The sequence below is a fragment of the Streptomyces sp. NPDC059037 genome (assembly GCF_042740015.1).
GTDB lineage: Bacteria > Actinomycetota > Actinomycetes > Streptomycetales > Streptomycetaceae > Streptomyces.
The window spans coordinates 1-4,459 of sequence record NZ_JBHYIG010000457.1 but is presented as its reverse complement, the minus strand read 5'-3'; the positions used below and the strand labels follow the sequence as shown (position 1 = coordinate 4,459).

The window sequence follows — 4,459 nt, the reverse complement described above, 5'->3', positions numbered from 1 at the left end:
CGGCAGTCTTCGTAGAACTCGCGGGCGGCCCGCTCGAACTGGTCTATCTTCACGCACAGGCCGATCTCATCCTGGGCGACCGGCTGACGCCCCCCGCCTTCGCGGGGGCCACCGCGGTGAAGGACGCCCGCCTGATCGTCGAGGCGGGCGAGCGGCACGGCGTCCGCCTCGACGTGGCCGCGGCGGGCGCCGAACGCCTGCGCCGCGCCGCCGCGCAGGGCCACGGGGACGAGGACATGGCGGCCGCGTACTTCGCCAGCTTCGACGACGAATCCCGCGCCTGACGCGGTGCCGGGCAGGGCGCTACCAGGTGACCGGGAAGGCGAGCAGCCCCTGGATCGTGCCGCCCGGCTTGCAGGGCACCTGGTCCGTCGGGAGGTTCGGCGCGAGCGTGGGCACGCGGGTGTGGAGCACCGTGAGGGCGATCTCCAGTTCCGCGCGCGCCAGGTTCTGGCCCAGGCATTGGTGGACGCCGTGGCCGAAGGCGACGTGCTGAGCGGCCGAGCGCCGCACGTCGAGCACGTCCGGGCGGGGGAACGCCCTGGCGTCGCGGTTGATCAGCGACGTGGCCATGACCACCCCGTCGCCTGCTCTGATCACCCGGTCGGCGACGGGGATGTCCGCGACGGCCACGCGGAGCAGGCCGTCCGCGACGGACAGGAAGCGGAGCAGTTCGTCGACGGCGCCGGGCAGCAGCGCACCGTCCGCTCTCAACTCCGCCAGTTCTCCGGGGTGTTCCATCAGGGCGAGCGCGCCGAGGGAGATCATGTTGGTCGTCGTCTCGTGTCCCGCGATCAGCAGCACGAGCGCGATGCCCGCCAACTCGTCGCGGTCGACGCCCCCTTGGGAGCGCTGCTGGGCGATCAGATCGTCTAGGAGCGCGTCACGCGGGTCGGCCTCGCGCGCCGTGACCAGGTCGCGCAGATAGCCTTCGAGCTCCGCGCGCGCCTGCTCCGCCCCGGCCGCCGTCGACGCCGTGAGCAGCCGGTGCGAGCGGCTCTCGAAGAAGTCGTGGTCGGCGTACGGAACTCCGAGGAGTTCGCAGATCACCATCGACGGCAGCGGCTGCGCGAACGCGGCGACCAGATCGGCGGGCGGCCCCTGCTCCAGCATGGTGTCGAGGAGCCCGTCCGCGATCCGCCGGATGTCCTCCCGCATCGCGCCGATGCGCCGGGAGCTGAACGTGGGAAGGACCAGGCGCCGCTGCCGCGCGTGATTGGGTTCGTCGACGCCGACGAGGGGTGTCACCTGGGAGCTGAGGGCGGCGTCGCGCGGCGTCGGGTGCGGGAAGGCGGGGTTCTGGCGGTCGGCGGAGAGCCGCGGGTCGGCGAGCAGGGAGCGTGCCTCGGCGTGCCCGGTCACCACCCAGACCGGTCGTCCGTCGTGCAGGGCCACCCGCGACAGGGGCCCCTCTTCCCGGAGCCTGCCGTAACCCGGTGGGGGCTCGTAGGGGCACTCCCGGTCGGCGGGGAACACTTCCGGCTCTTCCATGGGGCGCCTTTCCATGAAGGGTCCTGTGAGGTCAGAGCCAGAGCGGGGCAGTGGCAGTGGCGGGCGCGGCCCCGCGCAGCCGCTGCACGAACGTATCCGTGTCCGCCGGCAACTCCGCCCCGCACCAGGCGACATGGCCGTCGGGGCGCACGAGCACCAGGGGCCGCGCGTACCGCCGGGCGACGTCCGGGTCCGCGCACGGGGTGACGGTCAGGGGCACGCCGTGGTGGGCGAACGCGCGCCGCGCTTCCACCGCGGGCTCGGTCGGGTCGAAGGTGAGCAGTACGTACCGGCGGCCGAAGAGGTCGAGCGTGGAGCGGTCCGGTGCGAGCCAGGCGTGCGGGGCACGCACACCGGGGACGGCTCCCCGCCGCCAGTCCGGCGTGCCATCGGCCCGGTCGGAGCCCGCGTCCGAGCCCGCGCCCACGCCCCCGTTCATGATGAGCGGGGAGTCGTAACGCAGCCCGAAGGCCATGTCCGGGGCGTCGAACTCCCGGCGTACGCCGCCCTGTTCCATCCGCCGGGCCAGCTCGGCGCGGGCCCGCTCCCCCTCGGCGGTGTCGGACGCGATCTCCGGCGGCAGGGCCCTGCGGGTGGTGCGCGCCATGTTGGCGTGTGCCTCGTCGAGGCTCTGCTCGGCGACCGGGCGCCGCTCGGTGTCGTAGCTGTCGAGGAGTCCGGGCCCCGCCCATCCGGCGAGCCGCGCCGCGAGCTTCCAGGCGAGGTTGTCGGCGTCCGCGATGCCGGTGTTCATGCCGAAGCCGCCGGACGGCGAGAGGGTGTGGGCGGCGTCGCCCGCGAAGAAGACCCGCCCGGCGCGGAAGCTCTGGGCGACCCGGTGCGTCAGATGCCAGGTGTTGTCGGAAAGGACGGTGAGCGGCGTGTCGAAGGCGACCGCCCGGCGCAGCAGCCCCATGGCGTCCTCGGCCCGCTCCTCCTCGCTCTCGGCGCTCGCCGTCAGGCGGTACATCCGGCGTCCGTCCATCGCCCGCAGCGGATAGCGCAGCAGTCCGGGCGCGGTCAGGAAGTGCACAAGGGCCGCCGATTCGCCCAGCCTGTCCCGGAGTTCGGGGGCGTCGAAGAGGATGTTCCGGAACACTCGGGTGCGGTGGTACGAGGGAGCGGGCACCCCGCAGGCCTTGCGCAGCGGGGATGCCGCGCCGTCGCATGCCACCACGTACGCGGCCTCGACGGTGGTGCTCGTCCCGTCGGCCTCGTCCGTCACCGTGGCCGTCACCCGGTCGTCGTGGCGCACGATCCCGTCGCAGCGGAGGCCGAGGCCGACCGGGCCGCGCGGGCGGGTGCCGATTGCGGCCAGGAGCGCCGGCATGAGCCAGTGCTGGGGGCAGACCTGGTCCGGCTCCGGGGTGTGGTCGGGCAGCGGCCTGCCGGCCGCGGTGCCGAAGGGGAGCCGCAGGATCTCGTGGCCGCCGACCGCGGTCACCCAGGCGACGTCGAGCGGATGGTCGTCCGGCCAGCCCGCCGCGCGCAGCGCGGGGGCGACGCCCCAGCGCCGGAAGAGCTCCATCGACCTGGGGCCGACGGTGCCCACCTTGGGGTGGCCGACCGTGCCGTCCGTGCGCTCGACCACGAGGTGGTCGACGCCGTGGTGGCGCAGGGCGAGGCTCAGGGCGAGGCCCACCGGGCCACCGCCGACGACGAGGACATCCGTATGAAGTGGGGGGCGCGGCATCGGTCTCTCCCGTTCGTCGTCGGGCCGGGGTGCGGGCCTGCTGCCGCCCCGGGACAGTCTGTTGCCGGGGCGGGTGGCCCCACATCCCCCGCCGGTGCCCGGAACGCGTGGCTCCGCGCGGCCCGGAGCGGGTCCGCCGCCGCCCCGCGGGCCCGTCATCCCACGGGGATGCGCGGGTTCACGCGTCCCCGGATCACGGGCGGCTTCCGGCGGGGGCTTGCGTCCCTACCCTCGGGGCCACCGGCGCCCGCCGGGCCGCAGACCGAGCCGTCAGATCGGGGAATTCCATGGCCCAGCAGACCGATGCCCGTTCCCAACCCCCCGCCGAGGAGCCGTACTTCGACGACCTCGCCGAGCTGTACGAGCGGTTCATCCAGGTCATCGACGGCGACGAGAGCCCCGTACGCGGCTGGCTGAACGATCAGCTGCGGGACGGCGGCCGTGCCCTGGACGTCGGCTGCGGCGGGGGCCGCAACTGTGTGCTCCTGTCGTCGCGTTACAAAGAGGTGCTCGGCGTGGACATCGCCGAGCGGATGCTCGACATCGCCCGTTCGCTGCGCGCCAAGCCGGCCATCCGCTACGAACGCCGCGGCGTCTTCGGTCTGTCGGCCGACCGGGACGGCACCTTCGATCTGGTCCTGTCCGTCAACTCCGTCTTCCACATGGGTCCGCCCGACGAGGTACTCGCACGGCTGCGCTCGCTGGTCGCGCCGGGCGGGCGGCTCGTCGTCATCGACGTGGTGCTCGACGACGACTGGGACACCTCGGTGGACGGCTGGCAACTGCCGTACGCCTTCGGCACCGCGCGGATGGTGTACCAGGTCTCGGGTGACTCCGCCGCGGCCGCCGACGCGGTGCGGCTGATGCTGCACCCGCGCTGGCTGGAGATGAGCCGGGGCAATCTCCCGCTGTCCCGCAGCGCCTTCCACCGTGCGTACGCCGACGCCCTGCCCGGAGCACTGATCAGGGACGACGTGAACCCGACGCTCTGCACGGCCGTCTGGGACGCGCCGTCCGCCTGACCCGCCACCGGCCCGTCCTGAAGTTCACCCCTCGGCCCGCGGCAGCCACGCGCAAGGACCCTCCAGGCAGGCGCGCAGGGCCCCGAGTTCATCGGGGGCCCCGGTGTAGCACAGGTGCCCGTCGGGTCGTACGAGGCTGACGCGGGCCCGTCGCCCGGCGGCTCCCCCGCCGGGGGGGGGGCGGGGCCCCCCCCCCCCCCCCAGGGCCGGCGCGCGGGCCCGCGATCGGGCCGCGGGGGGGCCGGCCCCGGCT

General features: G+C 74.4%; 4 protein-coding genes. 2 read left to right on the top strand and 2 right to left on the bottom strand.

Translation table 11 applies throughout. The annotated features are described in order from the left end of the window. Positions 1-284 (top strand): NAD-binding protein (locus tag ACFWY6_RS44475; RefSeq protein ID WP_384703339.1); only part of this gene is annotated, 284 nt, incomplete at its 5' end. Positions 285-303: 19 nt separating this feature from the next. On the opposite strand, the gene ACFWY6_RS44470 is transcribed toward ACFWY6_RS44475, so the two are convergent. Both ACFWY6_RS44470 and ACFWY6_RS44465 read right to left on the bottom strand, forming a co-directional pair. Continuing rightward, positions 304-1,491: a cytochrome P450 gene (locus tag ACFWY6_RS44470; protein ID WP_384703336.1), complete on the bottom strand. Its 1,188-nt coding sequence runs from the start codon at positions 1,489-1,491 to the stop codon at positions 304-306. 31 nt (positions 1,492-1,522) lie between these two features. Next, positions 1,523-3,184 carry an FAD-dependent monooxygenase gene (locus tag ACFWY6_RS44465; protein WP_384703333.1) on the bottom strand — a complete coding sequence of 554 codons (1,662 nt, stop codon included), beginning with the start codon at positions 3,182-3,184 and terminating at the stop codon, positions 1,523-1,525. 287 nt (positions 3,185-3,471) lie between these two features. Here ACFWY6_RS44465 and ACFWY6_RS44460 point away from each other — a divergent pair, with 287 nt between their 5' ends. Then, complete coding sequence (locus tag ACFWY6_RS44460) at positions 3,472-4,206, top strand: class I SAM-dependent methyltransferase (RefSeq protein WP_384703330.1); 735 nt, start codon at positions 3,472-3,474, stop codon at positions 4,204-4,206. Positions 4,207-4,459: the final 253 nt, after the last annotated feature.

Bases quoted from the DNA above. Each gene is read 5' to 3' on its own strand.
- ACFWY6_RS44470 (WP_384703336.1), bottom strand. From the start codon at position 1,491: ATGGAAGAGCCGGAAGTGTTCCCCGCCGACCGGGAGTGCCCCTACGAG.
- ACFWY6_RS44465 (WP_384703333.1), bottom strand. From the start codon at position 3,184: ATGCCGCGCCCCCCACTTCATACGGATGTCCTCGTCGTCGGCGGTGGC.
- ACFWY6_RS44460 (WP_384703330.1), top strand. From the start codon at position 3,472: ATGGCCCAGCAGACCGATGCCCGTTCCCAACCCCCCGCCGAGGAGCCG.